15 protein-coding genes are annotated in these 18,726 nt (G+C 71.0%); 6 read left to right on the top strand and 9 right to left on the bottom strand.

All coding sequences use genetic code 11. From position 1 onward, the window contains the following. Positions 1 to 16: 16 nt before the first annotated feature. The 3 genes from AB0395_RS39430 to AB0395_RS39420 all read right to left on the bottom strand — a co-directional run bounded on the left by AB0395_RS39430 (position 17) and on the right by AB0395_RS39420 (position 3,164). Positions 17 to 1,141, bottom strand: coding sequence for a right-handed parallel beta-helix repeat-containing protein (locus AB0395_RS39430; protein ID WP_366290528.1), 1,125 nt, complete (start codon positions 1,139 to 1,141; stop codon positions 17 to 19). A gap of 426 nt (positions 1,142 to 1,567) precedes the next feature. Then, the gene (locus AB0395_RS39425; protein ID WP_366290525.1) at positions 1,568 to 1,801 is read right to left on the bottom strand and encodes a hypothetical protein; all 234 of its coding nucleotides are present in this window, start codon (positions 1,799 to 1,801) and stop codon (positions 1,568 to 1,570) included. Positions 1,802 to 1,805: 4 nt separating this feature from the next. Next, positions 1,806 to 3,164, bottom strand: coding sequence for a S8 family serine peptidase (locus AB0395_RS39420; protein ID WP_366290522.1), 1,359 nt, complete (start codon positions 3,162 to 3,164; stop codon positions 1,806 to 1,808). Positions 3,165 to 3,340: 176 nt separating this feature from the next. On the opposite strand from AB0395_RS39420, the gene AB0395_RS39415 reads away from it, so the two are divergent. Further along, positions 3,341 to 5,404, top strand: a complete 2,064-nt coding sequence (locus AB0395_RS39415; protein ID WP_366290520.1) for a spermidine synthase — start codon at positions 3,341 to 3,343, stop codon at positions 5,402 to 5,404. A 38-nt stretch (positions 5,405 to 5,442) separates the two neighbouring features. Here the strand turns inward: AB0395_RS39415 and AB0395_RS39410 are convergent, their stop codons facing one another. Continuing rightward, on the bottom strand, positions 5,443 to 7,344 hold the full coding sequence (locus AB0395_RS39410; RefSeq protein ID WP_366290588.1) for an LCP family protein: 1,902 nt from the start codon (positions 7,342 to 7,344) through the stop codon (positions 5,443 to 5,445). Positions 7,345 to 7,489: 145 nt separating this feature from the next. Beyond that, positions 7,490 to 8,725: a neutral zinc metallopeptidase gene (locus AB0395_RS39405; protein WP_366290518.1), complete on the bottom strand. Its 1,236-nt coding sequence runs from the start codon at positions 8,723 to 8,725 to the stop codon at positions 7,490 to 7,492. A 625-nt stretch (positions 8,726 to 9,350) separates the two neighbouring features. Here AB0395_RS39405 and AB0395_RS39400 point away from each other — a divergent pair. Both AB0395_RS39400 and folP read left to right on the top strand, forming a co-directional pair. Continuing rightward, entirely contained in the window at positions 9,351 to 10,220 is an 870-nt protein-coding gene (locus AB0395_RS39400) for a LysR family transcriptional regulator (protein ID WP_366290515.1), read from the top strand. Between the two features lie 101 nt (positions 10,221 to 10,321). After that, the gene (folP, locus tag AB0395_RS39395; RefSeq protein ID WP_366290513.1) at positions 10,322 to 11,155 is read left to right on the top strand and encodes a dihydropteroate synthase; all 834 of its coding nucleotides are present in this window, start codon (positions 10,322 to 10,324) and stop codon (positions 11,153 to 11,155) included. Positions 11,156 to 11,537: 382 nt separating this feature from the next. Here folP and AB0395_RS39390 read toward each other — a convergent pair whose 3' ends face one another. From AB0395_RS39390 to AB0395_RS39375, 4 genes are all read right to left on the bottom strand, one after another. Then, complete coding sequence (locus AB0395_RS39390) at positions 11,538 to 12,161, bottom strand: TetR/AcrR family transcriptional regulator (protein WP_366290510.1); 624 nt, start codon at positions 12,159 to 12,161, stop codon at positions 11,538 to 11,540. Positions 12,162 to 12,320: 159 nt separating this feature from the next. Beyond that, on the bottom strand, positions 12,321 to 12,944 hold the full coding sequence (locus AB0395_RS39385; RefSeq protein WP_366290507.1) for a TetR/AcrR family transcriptional regulator: 624 nt from the start codon (positions 12,942 to 12,944) through the stop codon (positions 12,321 to 12,323). A 58-nt stretch (positions 12,945 to 13,002) separates the two neighbouring features. Further along, positions 13,003 to 14,424: an ATP-binding protein gene (locus AB0395_RS39380; protein WP_366290504.1), complete on the bottom strand. Its 1,422-nt coding sequence runs from the start codon at positions 14,422 to 14,424 to the stop codon at positions 13,003 to 13,005. After that, entirely contained in the window at positions 14,414 to 15,088 is a 675-nt protein-coding gene (locus AB0395_RS39375; protein WP_366290501.1) for a response regulator transcription factor, read from the bottom strand. Before AB0395_RS39375 ends, AB0395_RS39380 begins: the two co-directional genes overlap by 11 nt. A 199-nt stretch (positions 15,089 to 15,287) precedes the next feature. Between AB0395_RS39375 and AB0395_RS39370 the strand changes: the two genes are divergently transcribed. The 3 genes from AB0395_RS39370 (at position 15,288) to AB0395_RS39360 (ending at position 18,634) form a co-directional block, all read left to right on the top strand. Then, positions 15,288 to 16,430 carry a DUF2092 domain-containing protein gene (locus tag AB0395_RS39370; RefSeq protein WP_366290499.1) on the top strand — a complete coding sequence of 381 codons (1,143 nt, stop codon included), beginning with the start codon at positions 15,288 to 15,290 and terminating at the stop codon, positions 16,428 to 16,430. A gap of 190 nt (positions 16,431 to 16,620) precedes the next feature. Further along, on the top strand, positions 16,621 to 17,625 hold the full coding sequence (locus tag AB0395_RS39365; RefSeq protein WP_366290496.1) for an ABC transporter ATP-binding protein: 1,005 nt from the start codon (positions 16,621 to 16,623) through the stop codon (positions 17,623 to 17,625). A 13-nt stretch (positions 17,626 to 17,638) separates the two neighbouring features. After that, a complete protein-coding gene (locus AB0395_RS39360) occupies positions 17,639 to 18,634 on the top strand; it encodes an ABC transporter permease (protein WP_366290493.1) in 996 nt (331 codons plus the stop codon). Positions 18,635 to 18,726: the final 92 nt, after the last annotated feature.

Below are 18,726 nucleotides of genomic sequence, written 5' to 3'. Positions count from 1 at the left end.
CCGGTGAGAGGAGGGGCTACTCACATTTCAGGTCGGGGTTGGGGGTGGGGCCGCAGGGGCCCTTGTTCCCGCCGCCGTCGACGACCTGGCCGGGGGGTGCCCAGATGAGGTACCCGGCGTTGAACCTGCCGGTGTTGCGGGCAAGGTTGATCTTGGACGTGGAGACGGTGCGGATGTAGATGCCGCCCAGTCCCGTCCTGGTCTCGCCGGGCGAACGGCCGTTGCCGGTGAAGACGTTGTCGGAGATCCACTCCTTGTTGTCGCGGGGGATGCTGTTGTCGATGTCGATGCCCGCCCTGCGGTTGCTGATGAACTGGTTGTTCTTGATGGTGTAGCCGGTGACGTCCTTGGCCACGACGCCGGTGCCGTTGTTCCTGATGACGTTGTTCTGGATCGTGTTGGTTCTGTTCGAAACCGTCGGCCAGCCGAAGTAGAAGGCGGTTTCCGCGTTCTTGACGACGTTGTCGGTGAACAGGTTGCCCCCGGACAGCTCGTTTATCGAGATGGGGAAGCCGTCGAAGACGTTGCCGCTGTGGGTGCCGCCGGACTCTATCAACTGCAGGTTGCCGTGGCTCAGCCTGCTGGATCGTATGTCCACGCTGACCTGGCGGAAGAGCAGCCTGTCGCGTACCTCGCATCCCTCGATGGTCATGGTGCCGCTCTCGGCCCAGACGCCGGCGCCCAGGAGGCAGGTCTCCGGGGTGCCGCTGATCTTCGCGCCACCGCCGGTGATGAACACCCTGCCGAGACGGGTCCGGGTGATCGTCACCACCGTCGCCAGACTCCAGCCGCGCCCTCTGGAGTAGATCGCGTTGGGGGAACCGTAGACCGCGCCGTTGTCTATCACCGCGTTGCGCCGGTTGCCGATGTCGATGGTGCCGTTGCCGCTGCCGTCGCTGCTGACGGTGTGGCCCGCGAGGTCGATGACGACGTTGTCGGCGCCGACGGTCAGCGCGGTGCCGGGGCAGGTGAGGTCGGCGGTCAGGGTCACGTTCGAGGTCACCACGTCGCCGCACTTCACCTCCGCGGCGGAGGCGGGGCTGGCCGTGCCCAGCCCGGCCAGCACCAGAGCCGCCGCGACGATCGCGCGCACCGCCTTCGGTAATCGTGCTTCGCCGCGCCGTGCGTCGTTCGAGGTCATTTCTCCTCCAGGGTCGTGGTGAATGCTTTTCCGGCGAGTCGGCGGGGAATTCGCCGGTGCCGGGTTCCACGGACCAAGAGTGCACGACGATCAGCGGGCGGAAAAGACAGCAAACGGCCCCCGCCGGTGCCGAAAATAAACCTGGAGGGGTGGTGTCACCGGGAGGGAGCGGGCGGTATGGATCTCGTGAGTCCTACGCTTTTCAAGCGGTTGTCGCTGCCATTGGAAAGGCGCTCCCGTGAACGGGATGACCGATGGAGCGTTTTCCGGTTGTCTTTTCCTCTGACTTAAGGATGGCTTTCTGTTTTCGGGTGAATTTTTCTGCGCGGTTCCGAGGGGAGAGGGGAGGTGATTCGCGGGAAAACAGGCCGGCATGACGGCTGATCGCTCGGGAACGCCGGGCGATGATCGCGAACCCTCTCCCGTCTACCGCGGGGGGCCGTACGGCTCGATCCGAGGATCGGCGTACGGCCCGCCGCCCGCCGCGGGGTCGATCCGGCGGGCGGCCGCCTCGGTCACGCGCAGGCCGTACAGGCCCTGGTCCGGGTCGATGAGCACCAGGCCGTAGCCGGTGTCGACCTCTTCCTCCCGGAGGTCCAGGCGGTGTATGGCCTGCTCGAGCGTCGCCTGGGACGGGAGCCGTACGGTGATGAGAACCATGTCCTCACGCTACGCGCAGTTCCCTGCGCCGCAACGAGGAGAGGATCCCCGAGACATCGAGCACGCCGTAGCCGTAGTCGTAGTCGAATCCGACGCCGCCCCGGTCCTCCGCGGTACGGCGCAGCAGGGAGCGGAGCTGGGAGGGGGACAGCGCGGAGGCGGGCCAGCGGGTGCGGATGGCGGCGACCAGGCCGGCCGCGACCGGGCAGGCTGCCGAGGTGCCCGAGTCGGGCTCGTCGTCGCCGAAGGCCCCGGACCCGGAGAAGTGGGTGTAGGCGCAGACGTCCGGCTTGCGGAGAGTGAGGCGGCCCGGCCCCTGGGAGGAGTATCCGACCCGTTCGCCCGTGGTGTCCACGCCGCCGATGGACAGCACGCGCGGGTGGGAGTTGGCGCCCCCGATCGGCCGGTCGGGGTAGGCGCACCGGCTGTCTCTGCACTCGCGCCCGCAGTTGCCCGCGGCGAACAGCACGTCGGCGCCCGCCTGCTCGAGACTGGAGATGATCAGGTTGAACGGGTGGGCCGCGTTGTCGGAGTAGTTGCCGGGGTGGCCGACGGGGAAGTCCCATCGGGGTGAGAAGGAGCCCCAGCTGTTGCTGACGATCAGGGACCGGGTCGCCGCGGGCTGGGCGTCCAGCACGGTCCGCAGGTGGGCGAAGGCCGCGACCGCGTCCGACAGCAGGCCGTCCATGGCTGAGCCGCCGGGGCGCCGCGACAGCAGCACGGGGATGTCGATCAGCGACGCCCTCGGGGCGCCGATCAGCGTGTCGAAGGCGCACATCGTGCCGTGGTCGACCCGGAACTGACCCGCGCTGCCGGTCACCCCCGAGGGGTTCCAGCTGTCGCGGACGTCCACGGTCGGGTTGTGGCCGATGCGCTGGGCGACGTGTGCCGCGTTGATGCCGGTGTCCACGATCGCCAGGGCGACACCCGACCCGTCCAGGCCCTCCGCCCTGAGCTCCGCGACGCGCAGCAGCCGCTCGACGTCGTGCCAGTCGCCGACGGGGGCGTCGCCGCCGCAGGTGAGGCTCGACTCGATCACCGGATCGGCGTGCACCCCCACCACGTCGGAGCGCGTGCCGGGCAGCAGGGCGAGCCTGGTGGACAGCTCGTCGTCGGAGATCTCGCCGCGGACCAGGACCGAGGCGTGCTCGGCGGCCAGGGAGAAGGTCAGCGCCTGGTTCAGGGACAGGGGGTCGCCCCCGGCGGCGGGCAGCGGGCGGGGGACCGCGACCGGGGTGAAGGAGTGGTCCAGGACGACGCCGGGCAGGCCGTCGGAGACATCGGCCGTGGTCGCGGTCACCCCCGGGTCGGCCACGGCCGCGACGACGTCGGGAGATGGGCGGAGCTGGATCAGGACTCGCATGGTGCACCACCGAGGCTCGAGGGGATCGATCGAACTCCACCACGTTCCTGCATCCGCATCGGCCTCGTCCAGCCGTCAAAAATGCCTCGGACCAGGGCTTATGCCTTCCAAATCCCTCAAATCGCCGGGGTTGATTTTCTTTCCCCGGACGTTGCCGATCGCTAGCGTTGGAGGACATGACCGCAGCGGCGGAGACGACGCCATACTCGTGTCCCGATGTCCGATCGCCCCACTGGCTGGGCACCCGGCCCAGGCTGGTCGTGGCCAGCGCGTTCATGTTGTTCCTCGAGCTCGCGCTGATCCGGTGGACCGGATCGAACATCGTGCATCTGAGTTACTTCACGAACTTCGTCCTGCTCGGGTCGTTCCTCGGCATCGGGCTCGGCTTCCTCAGGGTCGGGCGCACGGCGCGCGTGCCGTACTACTCGCCGATCACGCTGGCCGTCCTCGTGCTGGTCGTCCTGATCTTCCCGGTCACCGTCGACCGGCAGACCGAGGGCGTTCTGTACTGGACCAGCCTGGCCACGACGGGGCCGCCGCCGTGGCTGATCCTGCCGGTGGTCTTCACGGCGGCCGCGGTCGTGCTGATGGGGCCCGCAGAGCTGGTCGGGCGCTGCTTCCCCGAGCTCGGCCGCCTCGAGGCCTACCGTTACGACCTGCTCGGCAGTCTCGCCGGCATCGGGCTGTTCACCGGGCTGTCCTTCCTCGGCGCGCCGCCGGTCGTCTGGGGAGCGGTCGCCGCGCTCGCCTACACGGCACTGCTGTGGCCGCGCACGCTCGGGGGACGGGTCGCCCTGGCCATCCCCACGCTGGTCGTCGTCGGGGCGCTCGCGGTCGAGACGCTGACCGCGGGCGCCGTGTGGTCGCCGTACTACAAGGTGACCTACAACCGCTTCGACTGGCACGGGGTTCCGATAATGGACATCCAGGTCAACGGCATCCCGCACCAGCAGGCCGTTCCCGCGGCAAACCGTCTGGAGTGGGAGCGGCAGTACGCCCTGCCGTACGAGCGGGCGGGCGGGCGCAGGCCGGGCGACGTGCTGATCGTCGGCGCGGGCAGCGGAACGGATGTGGCGATCGCGCTGCTCAAGGGCGCCAGGCACGTGGACGCGGTCGAGATCGACCCCAGGCTCCGCGAGCTCGGCGGGATCCACCATCCGGACCGGCCGTACGACGATCCGCGGGTCACCACCGTCGTCACCGACGGCCGCGCCTTCCTCGAGCGTACGGCGGGCAGATACGACCTGATCCTTTTCGCATTGCCCGACTCGCTCACGTTGGTCTCCGGGGCCAGTTCGCTGCGCCTTGAGAGCTACCTGTTCACCCGGCAGGCCATGGAGGCGGCCAGGGACCACCTCAAGCCGGGCGGAACCTTCTCCATGTACAACTACTACCGGGAGAGCTGGCTGGTCGATCGGCTCGCCGCGACCGCGCAGGCCGCCTTCGGCCACAGGCCGTGCGTCGACATCGTCAGCCAGGCGGGCCAGCAGGCGGTGATCACCGCCGGGCTCACCGAGGAGGCGCAGACCTGCGGCACGCGATGGGCGGGCGCGAACGCCGCGACCCCGCAGCCCGCCAGCGACGATCGGCCCTTCCTCTACCTGAAGGACCGGGCCGTCCCGCAGATCTACCTCGTCACCCTCGGCTTGATCCTGCTCGTGAGCGCGCTCGCGGTCCGCGCGGTCGCCGGGCCGTACCGGCGGATGCGCCCCTACACCGACCTGTTCCTGCTGGGCGTGGCGTTCATGCTGCTGGAGACCAAGAGCGTGACCGGGTTCGCCCTGCTGTTCGGCACGACCTGGGTGGTGAACGCGATCGTGTTCGCCGGGGTCCTGGCCGCCGTGCTCGCCGCGGTCGAGGTGACGCGCCGTTTCAGGACCCCGCCCCTGCCCGTCATGTACGGCGTGCTCCTGTGCGGCCTCGCGCTGGCCTGGCTGGTGCCCGTCTCCTGGCTGCTCGGCCTGCCGCTGCCGCTGCGGGCGGTGGTCGCCGTGGTCGTGGCGTTCCTGCCGATCTTCGTGGCGAACGTGGTGTTCGCCAGGCGCTTCGCCGACTCCGCGGACGGCACGACGGCCTTCGGCGCGAACCTGCTGGGCGCGATGGTCGGCGGCTGCCTGGAGTACCTGGCGCTGGTCATCGGTTACCAGGCCCTGCTGGTCGTGGCGGGCGTGCTCTACCTCGGGGCCTTCGCCCTGCTGCCACGGACCGCCCGGGCCGGTGGGGCGGCGCCGCTCGGCTGAGGGCGGCGCCGCCCGGTCGGCACGGGCGGGAAGCGGGGTCAGAAACCGCAGAGCTCGCCCAGGGACTTGGCGCCACCGCCGTTCCTGGTCGGTGTCTGGCTCGGTGTCTGGTGCGGTGTCTGGTGCGGCATGGCACGCACCGTCCCGGTGGCGGAGGGGGTCGGCGTCGCGCCGCTCGTGTCCGGCGAGGCCGTCACCCCCGCGGCCTGGGCGCGCCGGGCGGGCTGGGCGGACTGGCGCAGAGCCTTGGCGGTCGCGGCGCGGATCTTCTGCCAGTCGGGGGAGCCGGAGTAGAACTCCGGCGGCACGAACTGGAGGCTGGTGATCCTGGCGTTCTTGACCTTGAGGGCCAGGCCGGTCAGCGGGTCGAGCAGTTCGCGAGGGATGTCGGTCTTGGCCATCCGCTTGGCGACGTTCGCGATCTTGACGAAGTTCGTCAGCACGACCGAGGGGGTGGCCTGTTGCGCGAAGGCGCCGATCACGCAGCGCTGACGGCTCATCCGGGAGAAGTCGTCGCTGCCGACCCGGGAGCGGCCGTACCAGAGGGCCTCCTCGCCCGACAGCGTCCGGTAACCGGCCTTGATCGTGCCCGCGGTGCCGTAGAGGCCGCCCCACGGCACGTCCTTCTCCACCCGGATCTTCAGCCCGCCGATGGCGTCGACCAGGTGGGCGAAGCCGAACATGTTGATCAGGGCGTAGTAGTCGATTTTCAGGTTGAGGGTGTAACCGATGGCCTCCATGAGCGCCTTCGGGCCCCGTTGCCCGTCCTTGCCCTGGACGACCTCCGGGTGCTCCTCGCCGTACTGCCACACCTCGTTGAGCAGGCCGCCGTTGGGCAGCTCGCGCATGAAGCCGTTGGGGAACTGCCTGCCAAGCGCGGTGTCCGGTGGGAAGCGGACGTGCTGCAGGTTGCGGGGCAGGCTGAACATGACCGTGTTGCCGGTCGCGACGTGCACGCTGGCCACGGTCATGCTGTCGGTCCTGATGCCCTCCCTGTTACCCGCGCCGTCGCCGCCGACGAGCAGGAAGTTCACCCGCTCGCGCCCGTTCCACGGGTCGTCGTGCTTGACGGGGACCACGGTCGGGTTGCCGGCCGAGCTCTCGAAGATGGTGTTGGCCGCGTCCTTGACGGTCAGCACGGCGCTGGCCGCCAGTGCGAACGGCGACATCACGGCGACGCACAGTACGCCGATCGCGACGCCGGAGACGATCTGGCCCCTGCCGGTGAGCCGCTTGGGGCGCAGGGAGATGTAGGAGGAGAGCACCAGCAGGAACCAGGCGACCGCGCCGACCCCCGAGAGGATCGCCCCGGCCAGCAGCGTGTTGTCCCGCGCCAGGAACCCCGTGTTCTCGGAGATGACGAAGGCGGCCACCACCGCGGCGACCAGCAGCACGCCGAAGGCGCCGATCAGGGCGTAGCCGGTACGGCGGCGCCCCGCGCGCAGGTGGGCCGCGCCGGGCAGGAGCACCGACAGGCCGGTCCAGCCGATGAGCGAGGCGGTCGTCAGCGGCTTGGCGAACCTGAGCTGCTTGCCGGGAGCGTGACCGGAGGGCGGGGGAGCGGCTGGCGCGCCACCGCCCTCGGCGGGCGGCGGCACCGCGTTGCCGGTCTGCCCCGCGCCGCCCCCCGCGCCGCCCCCCGCGCCGTCCGCCGCTCCCGGCCCGCCGTCCTGCGCGGGCCCGTGCGCCGCCTGGACGGGGCCGGATGTCTGGGCCGGGTCGTGCCCCTGCGCGGGGCCGGATGCCTGGGCGGGGCCGGGCGCCCCGGCGTCCCGTGCTCGCCCGCCCTCACCGGGCGGGCCGGCCTCCTGCGCCTGTCCGGCAGGCACGCCGGAGGAGGGCGGTGTGCCGGGATCGGCGCCGCCTTCCGTCTCGTGCCGCGGGATGCGCCGTTTCCCGTCCTCGCCGGCAGAATCCCCCGAGCCTTGCCCAAGGCGCATGCTCACACCGCTTCCTACTGCGTCCTACCCCGGTCCACCTGGTAAAACGGCCGAGGTCCCCCGATTACACGGAATTGGCAGGATTCTAGCCCCATACATGGACATGGCAGACAGACAACCAAACTCAGGTTAATGAGCATTTAAGCTATGACGTCGTAGAAGACGGGGCCAGCCAGGTGTTGCACTGGAAGACTTTGTTCTTCTCGTAGCCCTGGCGGAACCAGCGGTTGTTGTTCGCGAGCGACCCGTGGTCGCGAGGGTAGCCAGGCCAGTCCCCGACCCGCGTGTAGAAGTAGTAGAGCGTGTTGCGCTTGGCCGGGGTGACCGGGTAGGTGGCCGAGACCGAGCGCATGAACATCCCGCCGAAACAGGTGGCCTGAAGCTCGAATTTGCGGCTGAGCGTGAGCTTGCCGCTCGTGCTCGACGAGCGCTCGGATCGCTGCCACCGGGTCTCCGACAGGCCTGAGAGCTGCTGCACGTGATGGCCGTACTCGTGGGCCATCATGCTGATGATCGCGCCGTGCCAGCTGACGATCTGGCCGTACCCGACGGCGTTGCCGACCCCCTTGCTCATGGCGCCGGTCGAGGCGTAGATGGTGGTGTTGCGCGGGCAGTAGTACGGCACCGTGCTGCCGATGCTGGGGAAGTCCCCGCACGCGCCGCGCCCCTTGCCGGCGGTGATGGCGTAGCCGGGCCTGTGCCAGGCGATGCCCTCCTTCCTCAGGATCTCCGACCAGCCCTTGTCCAGGCATCTGGAGGTCTTCAGGATCAGCGCCTTGAGCTGGCTGTGGCTGTAGATGCTGGGCGAGCCGACCGGGCAGCTCACCTTGGGCAGCGCGCCCGCCCGGTAGACGGTGTTGTTCTCCAGGGTGGTGTTCAGGACCTGCTGCCGGGGAGGGGCGACCGTGCTCGTCTGCTCGGGGGAGGGCGACTCGCTCGCGGTCGGGGTCGGCTCGGCCGTCTCCAGGTAGCTTGGCCTGCTCGTGGGCGGGTCGTAAGGGGTTTGCGGCGTATAGGTGGGGAACGCGATCGGCGACATCGGCTCCATGCGGTGGTTGCTCTTGATGATCGCCCCGACCACCACGAGCCCGACGAAGACCAGCGCGATCACGCCGAAGACGCTCCCGACGACCACCGCCGCGCCGCCCCCCGAGCGCTGGCGCGGTGGCTGCCACGGGGCCTGCGGGTAGGCGGGCCGTCCCTGCGGGGGGATTCCCTGCGGCTGCCGCGGGCCGTACGGCCCCTGCCCCTGGGGCAGGGGATATCCCTGTCCCGGGGGAGGCTGCGGGGGCTGTCCCTGGGGTGGTGGGTAGGCCTGCCCCGGAGGCGGCTGCTGCGGGTAGCCCTGAGGCGCGGGCGGCTGGGCCGGGTATCCCGGCATGGGGGGAGCCTGGGGCGGGTAGCCCTGCGGAGGTGGTGGCTGCTGCGGGTAGCCCTGCAGCGGCGGATGGCCCTGCGGCGCAGGCGGCTGCTGCGGGTACCCCTGTCCGGGACCTGGCTGCGGCGCCCCCTGCCGCGGGTACCCATGATTCGGCTGCGGTTGCGGTCCGCCCGGAACGGGGGGCGGATAACCGTATCCCGGCGGGTATCCCTGCCCGGAAGGGGGCGGGGCGGCGGGCGGGTAGGCCTGCGCCTGGGGCGCCTGGGGCGCCTGGGGCGGGTGCCCCCACGGTGCCCCCTGCGGGGAATGCTCCTGCGGTGCCCCCTGAGGCGGTCCCTGCGGCGGGGGGGAGGCCCAGGCGGGCGGCGGTTGGACGGGATGCGGATGCCCCTGAGGTGGAGGTGGCTGTGGAGGATACTGCCCGTTGCCTGTCACTCTGTCTCCCCGTTAACCCGAGCGTCCGATGCACCAAGAAGGACCGGACCTTTGTCGAATTTGGGGCGTAAGCATACTGATTTATCACCCGTCACGGATGTCGCTATATCTGATTACATTCCGAAATCGTCCAAGGTGATCTCCGCGATGTGCAGGACCGCGCCGGGGGCTGTGTCCTAGCTTCGAAGTCATGAATCTGCAGCAGCTCCGCTATGTGGTCGCGACGGCGGAGCACCGCACCATGACCGACGCGGCCAGGTCGTTGTACATTGCGCAGCCTGCGCTTTCCCGTGCGATCAGAGACCTGGAACGTGAGCTGGGAATGACGTTGTTCGCCCGATCCGGGCGCGGCGTGGTCGTCACGGCGCAGGGGCGCCGGGTGGTCAAGCTGGCCAGGGAGGCGCTCGACGCCGTCAAGGAGATCGAGGCGTTGTCGACGCACGGCCATCAGGCCGACGCCGAACTGCGCATCGCCTCGACCCCTAGCCTCGAGCCGGGGCTGGCCGGACGTCTCCTTCCCGCCTACACCGCCGAACATCCTGGGGTGCGCGTGCACATCGTCCGCTGCGACGGACGGGACGGCGTGGTGAACGCCATCAGGGACCAGCGGGCCGATCTTGGCCTGACAGACCTGCCCGTCCCCGCCGACCTGGTCAGCCATCCGCTGGAGCGTCAGGAGATCGTGCTGATCTCCCCGCCCGGCCTGAACCTGCCCGACCCGGTCCCGATGAACAGGCTCAACGGCATGCGACTCGTCATGCCCGTTCCAGGCAGCGCGCGCCGTAGGGAGTTCGACGCGCTGTTCGCCAAGTACGGCATCACCCCTGTGCCTGCCGTACAGCTCGACGAGCGCGGCAACTGGCTCAACACGGTCCGCTCCGGCGCGGCCTCCCTGCTGTGGTACCGAGGGATGGCCGAGCAGGCAGCCAGAGCCGGGCTGGTGGTCCGCTCCCTCGACCCCTCGGTCCGCCGGGTGATCGCCCTCATCCACGCGCGACGGCGGCTGCCCGCCATCGCCCAGGAGTTCCTCACGGTCGCCGAAGGTGGGTCGGCCGCCTGAGAACCCCTGGAGAGACACCGTAGTTCCCACGTTTTTCCCACAGAGGCGGCGCAGGTGGGAGCGCCCGCCTCTCCGGCACCGGCCCGATAGGCTCGGTACCGATGACTATCTTGCGCCTGCGCGGCCGTGAGTTCCGGCCCGGCGAATTCGCGATCATGGCGGTGGTCAACCGCACCCCTGACTCCTTCTACGACAGAGGGAGGACCTACGGCTTCCAGGCGGCCCTCGACGCGGTCGACGGGGCCGTCGCCGGCGGCGCGGACATCGTGGACATCGGCGGTGTCAAGGCGGGCCCGGGCGACGAGGTGGACCCCGCAGAGGAGATCCGCAGGGTGGCCGACCTGGTCGCGGCGGTCAGGGACCGTCATCCCCAGCTGGTCATCAGCGTCGACACCTGGCGCGCCGAGGTCGGCGAGGTCGTCGCGGAGGCGGGCGCCGACCTGCTCAACGACACCTGGGGCGGAGTGGATCCCGGCCTGGCCGGGGTCGCCGCCAAGCACGGCATCGGACTGGTCTGCGCGCACGCGGGAGGCGTCGTGCCCCGCACCCGCCCGCACCGCCTCGCCTACGACGACGTGGTCGCCGACGTCATCGGCCACACCGTCGGCCTCGCCGAGCGCGCGGTCGCCGCGGGGGTCGCCAGGGAGTCGGTTCTCATCGACCCCGCGCACGACTTCGGCAAGAACACCTGGCACTCGCTGGAGGTCAGCCGCCGCCTGGACGAGATGGTCGCGACCGGCTGGCCGGTGCTCGTCGCCGTCTCCAACAAGGACTTCGTCGGAGAGACCCTCGGAGGCCTCCCGGTCGACGAGCGCCACGCCGGGACCATGGCCACCCTGGCCGTCTCCGCGTGGCAGGGCGCCCGGGTCTTCCGGGTGCACGACGCGGCCTCGGCCCGTGACGCCCTCGCCGTCGTCTCCAGACTGCGCGGATAACGGGCAGGCCGCGCGGGGCGACCGCCCGGGAGAAGCCGACGGCCGGCGCAGATGGGATCGGGCCACCCGCGGGGGGAACGGGTGGCCCGATCGCGAGGCGGGGGCGCACCTCGCCTTTCGTGAAGTCCTGCTGCCCAGCGGGTTCGCCGGGTCCTTGCCCGCCCCGCGAGGCCCGGGACGGGTGTCTCGCCCATGCCGACGGTTCCGTCCGCGGGAGGACCCGGTGCCCCGGGGAGGAGCGCACAAGGTAAGCGTCCCCATCGTCAACCGGCGGCGTGCTTACCGCAATATCATTACCGGAGTAAATTGATTTGTTATCTCGCCCGTGACTCCGGAGTGGGCCGTGGACGGCGGACGGGGAGCGGGCCGGGACCGCCTCGCGTCAGGGAGGGTTTCCCGGCAGGCCGAGGGTGCAGTGCACCATCTTGTGCATGTGGGCGCGGAACCCGCGCAGGGTCTCCGGGTCGTCCGCGCCCCGCTGGTTGCCCTCCCGGTCGAGCACCCCGCTGCGGGAGAAGGCGTGGGCCGTCCATGTCACCGTCCAGATCACGAACATCACGTCACCGGAACCCGCGCTCAGGGATTCGAGGGTTTCGGCGATGAGCCGGACCATCGGCTGGACGTACCGCCGTTCCAGGTCGGTGATGTCGCTGGCGTCGGACAGCCAGCGGTGCACCCACAGCGCCGTGATCTCGGGGTTCTGGACACAGAAGTCGATGTAGCCGTCGAGGAGGCGGTGCACGGCCCGTACCGGATCACCGAGGTGCTCCCTGGAGATATCCGCGATCGAGGTCTCGAAACAGGCCAGCTCGGCCAGGGCGGCGTGCTCCATGACCACGAGATACAGCTCCCGCTTGCCGCCGAAGTTCTCGTTGATCGTGGCGACGTCCAGTCCCGCGGCCTCGGCGATCTGGCTGATGGAGGTTCCGTCGTAGCCGAGGGCGGCGAAGAGCCGGGTCGCGACCCGCAGGATCAGCTCCCGCTCGCCGCCGTCAGCGGAAGTCATGGAAGCGACGCTAGGGCCGGGAACACGCCTGGGCCAATCACCTGACGGGCAAGCCTCGGTCAAGATAGCGGAAGTCATACAAAAGGCCGTGAATCGGACAATCTTCCCGGATGGTCCGCCGTTTCCGCGGCGCGACCGGCCGGGTCTCCTGGCCGCCGGTCAGGGAGGGTTTCCCGGCAGGCCGAGGGTGCAGTGCACCATCTTGTGCATGTGGGCGCGGAACCTGCGCAGGGTCTCCGGGTCCTCGGGGCCGCGGCGCTCGCCGTTCTCGTCGAGCACCCCGCCGCGTGAGAAGGCGTGCGTCGACCAGATCACCGTCCAGATCACGAACCTCATGTCGGGGGAGTCATGGGTGATGGGTTCGAGGGCGTCGGTGACGAACTGGACCAGTGGCTGGACGTACCGCGGTTCCAGCTCGGTGACGTCGCTGGCGTCGGACAGCCAGCGGTGCACCCACAGCGCGGGAACCTCGGGATTCTGGGCGCAGAAGTCGATGTAGTCGTCGACGAGGCGGTGCAGGGCCGCCGTGGCCTGCCCGGGCGGCGCGGTGGCGATCTCCGCGACCGACCTCTCCAGCCCCGCGGACTCGGCCAGGTGGGCGCGCTCCATGACCGCGAGGTACAGCTCCCGCCTGGTGCCGAAGCTCTTCTTGAGCGTGGCGACGTCCAGCCCGGCGGCCTCGGCGATCTGGTCGGTCGAGGTTCCGTCGTAGCCGAGGGCGGCGAAGAGCTTGGTCGCGACCCGCAGGATCAGCTCCCGCTCGCCGCCGTCAGCGGAAGTCATGGAAGCGACGCTAGGGCCGGGAACACGCCCGGCCAATCACCTGACGGGCAAGCCTCGGTCAAGATAGCGGAAGTCGTACGACAGCCCGCAAACCGGGCGAGGCGTCCTCGAGGTGCACCGCGCCACCGTGGGCGTTGACCGTCTCCCTGACGATCGCCAGACCGAGCCCGGCGCCGCCCTCGTCACGGCTGCGCGCGCTGTCAAGGCGGGTGAAGCGGTCGAAGACCCGTTCCCTGTCCGGCTCGGGAATGCCGGGTCCGTCGTCGGTGACGGTCAGCACCGCGTCCGCCCCCTCGGTGCGCAGCTCGACCATCACCTGGGCCGTCGTGTGCCGCAGCGCGTTGTCCACCAGGTTGACCAGGACCCGTCCCAGGTCGAGGGCGTCGCCCGTCACCACGACCGCCCCGCCCTCCGGGTTTTTCTGCCCCTCTCCCGGCCCGGAGGCGGGGCCGGGGATCCGCACCGTGACGGCCTCGCCGTACCGTTCCGCGGTCTGCGGGACCAGCTGGTCCAACTCGACCGGCTCCCTGCGGCCAGGTCCGCCGCGCTCGTCCAGCCTGGCCAGGGCCAGCAGGTCCTCGGCCAGCCTGGCCAGGCGCATGGTGTCCTCGAGCACGCCCTCGGCCGTCTCCCGCCACTCCTGTCCCTCGGGATGGCCGAGCGCGACCTCCAACTGGAGCCGGATGCTGGCCAGCGGGCTGCGCAGTTCGTGCGCCGCGTCGGAGACCAGGGACCGCTGGCGCGCGTCGGCCTCCTCGAGACGGGCCAGCATGTCGTTGAGCGTGGTGGCGAGGCTGTGCACCTCGTCGCGCGCCTCGGGCACCGGCAGGCGCCTCGACCGGGCGGTGTCGGTGATCTCTCCCGCGCCCCGGCGCAGCGCGGCGATGGGACGCAGCGTCCGGCCGATGATCACCCAGCTGGCTCCCGCGAGCAGCACCAGCAACAGCGGCGTGCCGATGATCAGCACGTGACCGGCCGTGCTGAGGCTGGTCTCCACCTCGCTGAAGGGACGAGCGGCGATCACCGTCTGCCCCCGGTCCGCGCTGAGCACCCGTACCCGAAGCACGTGCGGGATCCCGTACGGCTCACCGTCCAGGAACCTGGCCCTGCCCCTGGCGATCGCCGCGGCCCGCTCTCGCGCGCCCAGCAGCGGCACCAGCCGGTCGGTGCCGGTGGTCGCGTGGGTGATCCGCCCCGCGCCGTCGATCACCTGCAGCAGCGTGCCGTCCGGCGTGGTCATCTCGTCCGGCAGCCGCCCCGCGTCGGCCAGCGAGACCGTGTCCCGCGCCCGCTGGTAGATCACGTCGTCGATGGTGGTGAGCAGGGCCTGGCCGAGCACGCCGATCATCACGTAGGCCGAGACGAACAGGGCGAACGCGAGCACGGCCGAGGCCACCGCGGTCAGCCGGAACCGCAGGCTCTTACGCCGCCACCAGCCGACCGTGCGCCGCGTTCCCTGTAGGAGCGGGTCAGCCGCCATCGCCCGTCAGCCGGTACCCGGCTCCCCTCACGGTCTGCAGCGCGTTCCTCGAGAACGGCACGTCGATCTTGCGGCGCAGGTAGCCCACGTAGACCTCGACCACGTTCGGATCGGTGTCGAAGGTGTCCCACACGTGTTCCAGGATCTCGGACTTGGAGACCACCTCGTCATGACGGCGCATCAGGTACTCCAGGAGCGCGAACTCCCTGGGAGTCAGCTCGATCGGCTGCTGCCCCCTGGAGACGCGCCGCCGTGCGGGGTCGAGGGCCAGGTCCCCGGCCTGCAGCACGGCGGGACGCCGGTTCGCGCCCCGGCGCAGCAGCGCCCTGAGCCTGGCGACCAGCACGACGTAGGAGAACGGCTTGGTCAGGTAGTCGTCGGCGCCGAGGTCGAGCCCGTCCGCCATGTCGTACTCGCCGTCCTTCGCGGACAGCATCAGGATCGGCACCCAGTTCTCCTCGGCCCGCAACTGCTTGCAGACGTTGTAGCCGGAGATCCTGGGCAGCATGATGTCCAGCACGACCACGTCGTAGTCGCCGTGCCTGGCCAGGTGCAGCCCCTCCTCGCCGTCGTGCGCGAGGTCGACCGCGAACCCCTCGGCCTGCAGCCCGCGCTGGAGCGCCGCGGCCATCCGCCGCTCGTCCTCCACCACGAGAACCCGCATCTCCCACCACCTTCACCGCTCGCCCCATCTTCGGCCAGCGGGCCTGAGAGGTCGCTGAGAACCCTGTGAGTCCTCTCAGTTTGTCTCAGCTCCGGCACAGGACCGTTCACGCAAGCTGCGAAAGACAGCGATTGACGCAATACCGTGAAGGAGTGACATGTCAGAGCGAACGAGACAGCCAACGGGGCGGAGCCGCGTGATGAGATGGGGCGTTCCCGTCGCCGCGATCGCGGTGGTCGCGGGGGCTCTCGGCGCGGGCCCGGTCATCGCCGCGGTCCAGGGCGAACCCACGCTGCCGGACCGCACCGCCCAGCAACTGCTCGCCGACGCCGTCCAGGCCGCACGGGCGGGCGCGAAGCCCATGTCGGGAACCGTCATCCAGACCGCCTCCCTGGGGTTGCCGGGGCTGCCCGAGGTCGCGGGTGTCGGCGGATCCTCCCCCGCGGCGCTGCTGGCGGGCTCGCACGAGCTCAAGGTCTGGTACGGCGGCGCCGACCGGATCAGGCTCGCCCTGCCCGGGCGGATGAGCGAGACCGACCTGATCGCCAACGGGGACCAGACCTGGCTGTGGGAGAGCGACGCCAACAGGGCCACCCGGATCAAGGGCGCAGACGGGCTGGCGCACGACAGGCCGGCGACGGCGCTGCCGACGGCGACCACCCCGCAGCAGGTCGCGCAGGAGCTGCTGAAGAGGACCGGCGCGGACACCACGGTGAGCGTGACCAGCACGGAGAGGGTCGCCGACCGCCCGGCCTACCAGCTCGTCCTCGCCCCGAAGGACAGCGCGTCCCTGATCAAGGAGGTCAAGCTGGCGCTCGACGGGGAGACCTTGGTCCCGCTGCGGGTCCAGGTCTACGCCAGGAGCGCGGCCGAGCCCGCCTTCGAGATCGGCTTCACCTCGGTCACGTTCACCCCGCCCGCCGCAGGTAACTTCACCTTCACGCCGCCCGCGGGCGCGAGGGTCGTGGAGCAGACGCTCGGCGAATCCGGTGAGAGGCTCGAGGCCGAGCACGACAGGGCGCAGGCGCTGAAGGGCGGGGTCAAGACCGTCGGCGAGGGCTGGACCTCCGTGGCGGTGCTTCCCTTCTCCGGCGACGCCCTCACGGCGCAGCCTGCACAGGGGCAGGACCAGGAGCAGCGCCAGGGCGGCGGGCGGTCGGGGCAGGACGTGAACGCCATCGTCCAGGCCCTGCTGAGGTCCGCCAAGCCGATCAGCGGGACCTGGGGCACCGGCAGGGTCGTCCAGACCAAGCTGGTCTCCGCGCTGCTGACCGACGACGGCCGCCTGCTGGTCGGCGCGGTCACCCCGGAGAAGCTGGCAGAGGCGGCCGGGAAGAAATGAGCGAGATGCCGGGAGACGCGTGGCTCCTGGCGGCCGGCCGGGGGGAACGCGCCCGCGTGACCCGCGGCGCGGGGTTCGAGGAGAGCCCGGGGGCGTCGCGTGCGGCGCCCCCGCCCGCCGCCTCGCGGAACGCCGTGCACGGCCGACGGCCGCGCGCGCGTCGCGGAACACAGAAAACGATGGGAGACCCGTGCTGACCGTCCAGGAGTCGACGCCCCCCGCCCCGGCCTCCGCGGCCTCGGACGCCTCGACGCCCCCCGCGGAGGACTGCTCGATCGTCACCCGCGGCCTGACCAAACGATTCAGGGGCGGCCAGGTGGCCGTCGACCGTCTCGACCTGGCCGTGCCCAGAGGCGCGGTCTTCGGTTTCCTCGGCCCGAACGGCTCGGGGAAGACCACGACCATCCGTATGCTGCTCGGCCTGATCGCCCCGTCCGCGGGAAGCTGGGAGCTGCTCGGCACCCCCATGGCGGACGGGCCGGGGGCCGTGCTGTCCCGGGTCGGCGCGCTGGTCGAGGGGCCGTCCTTCTACCCCTACCTGTCGGGCGAGGCCAACCTGCGCCGCTACGACGCGGCCGATCCCGCGGCCGACCCCCGTACGGCCACGGCCAGGATCGGGCACGCGCTCGACAGGGTGGGGCTGGCGGCCGCCGCGGGCAAGCGCTACCGGGCCTACTCCCTCGGCATGCGCCAGCGGCTGGCGATCGCCGGCGCGCTGCTGGGGCCGAGGGAACTGCTGATCCTCGACGAGCCGACCAACGGGCTCGACCCGCAGGGCACCCGCGAGGTGCGCGCCCTGGTCAAGGAGATCGCGCAGGAGGGGACGACCGTGTTCGTCTCCTCCCACCTGCTGGCCGAGATCGAGCAGATGTGCTCCCACGTCGCGGTCATGCGGGCCGGGCGGCTGGTCGCCCAGGGGCCCATCGCCGGGCTCAGGGCCGGTGAGGCGGTCAGGATCCGGGTCGAGACGCCGGACGCCGCGGAGGCGGCGGACGTACTGGCGGCCCTGGGGCTGTCCGGAGTCAGGACCGGCGAGGGCGAGGCGAGCGCCGAGCTCGGCGCGGAGGCCGCGGAACGGGTCTGCGCGGAGCTGGTCGCGGGTGGTGTCGCGGTGCGGGGCCTGGCCGTACAGCGGCCGAGCCTCGAGGACATGTTCGTCGGACTGACCGGGGAGGGTTTCGATGTCGACGGTTAGCGGGAGAGAGGTCATGTCCATCGGCACCGAGGACATCAAGGACGCCGGGGACATCAGGGACGCCGGGGCCCATGCGGGTGAGGAGCCGGGGGCGTCCGCCATCGGCGCGCGGGCCGCCTCGGATCCCGCGCCCGGCGCGCGAGCGGTCTCGGGTCCCGCCGTCGGCGGGCGGGCGGTGAGCGCGCCCAGGGCGCTGCTGCGGCTGCTCGCCTCGGAGGTCGGGCTGACCTTCCGCCGTCCGAGGAACATCGCCATGCTGGCCGTGCTCGCCCTGATCCCGGTGCTGATCGGGGTCGCGCTGCGGGCGTTCGCCGGGTCCGGCGACGGTGACGGCGGCGGCCCGGCCATCTTCACCCGGATCACCGGCAACGGGCTGTTCCTCACCTTCGCCGCGCTCTCCCTCCTCGTGCAGCTCCTGCTGCCCGTCGCGGTCGCGGTCGTGGGCGGGGACTCGATCGCGGGGGAGGCGGGCATCGGCACGCTGCGCTACCTGCTGGCGGCTCCTGCGGGCCGGACCCGGCTGCTGGCCGTCAAGTACGCCAACGCCGTCGTCTTCTGCCTGGCGGCCGTCAGCGTGATCGCGCTGTCCGCGCTGATCGCCGGGCTGGTGCTGTTCCCCGCGGGCCCGATCACCCTGCTGTCCGGGGGGACGATCCCCCTGGTCGACGGCCTGCTGCGGATCGGGCTCGTCGTGCTGTACGTCACGGCGGGCATGGCCGCCCTGGCCGCCGTCGCCCTGGCGTTCTCGACGCTGACCGAGGTGGCGGTCGGCGCCATCGCCTCCACCGTGGTGCTCGTCATCGTCGCCCAGGTGCTCGGCGTCATCCCGCAGCTCTCGGTGCTCCAGCCGTACCTGCTGACCCACTGGTGGGGCGGCTTCGACGCGGTGCTGCGCGATCCGGTCGCCACCGGGGACATGGGGCAGGGGCTGCTGGTCTTCGCCGCGTACATCGTGGTCTTCGGCTCGGTCGCGTGGGCCCGCTTCACCGGCAAGGACATCAGCAGCTGACCCGCGCCGTCCGCCTCTCCCCGGCGCCCGTCCTCGACCCGGTGATAGGGGGAGTAGCCCAGCAGCCAGCCGAGTTGCTCGGGGTCCTCGGC

Source organism: Streptosporangium sp. NPDC051023 (assembly GCF_040689595.1).
Classification (GTDB): Bacteria; Actinomycetota; Actinomycetes; order Streptosporangiales; family Streptosporangiaceae; genus Streptosporangium.
Note: the sequence above shows the minus strand (reverse complement) of the source record. Positions and strands in the feature narration are given on the sequence as shown.